Raw genomic sequence first — 532 nt, forward strand, 5'->3', positions numbered from 1 at the left:
CCAACTGCTCCAACGATTACAGCCCCAGCTACAAAAGTAGTGTGTTCGCCAAGCACGCTTACTTTAACGGCAAGTGGTTGTGCAGGCACAGTCAACTGGTCGAATGGTTCATCAGGCAGTAGCTTAACGCTTTCAAGTGTGGGTACCTATAGCATTACAGCGACCTGTACAGTTGAGTCTTGTATTTCTCCGGCAAGTGTAGCAGTAACAGGATTACAAATTATCGCTCAACCATCAGCACCGACCATTAATGCACCAAATCCCAAAGTGGTTTGTGCGCCAAGTACTTTAACCTTAACGGCAAGTGGTTGTGCAGGAACAATTAATTGGTCAAATGGTTCATCAGGTACAAGTATAGTTTTATCAAGTGTTGGCACTTATAGCATTACAGCTACCTGTACAGTAGGTAGTTGTATTTCTCCAGCAAGCACGGCAGTTACTGGCTTACAGATTGTAGCTCAGCCAACTGCTCCAACGATTACAGCCCCAGCTACCAAGGTAGTCTGTTCACCAAGCACGCTTACTTTAATCG

The 532-nt window shown here is 45.5% G+C and carries 1 pseudogene; it reads left to right on the forward strand.

Annotation, left to right across the window (positions count from 1 at the left end):
• Positions 1–532 (forward strand): annotated as a pseudogene (locus tag EWM59_RS27975) (hypothetical protein); the annotation flags it as partial.

Origin of the sequence: Emticicia agri (assembly GCF_004168285.1) — a bacterium.
Taxonomy (GTDB): domain Bacteria; phylum Bacteroidota; class Bacteroidia; order Cytophagales; family Spirosomataceae; genus Emticicia; species Emticicia agri.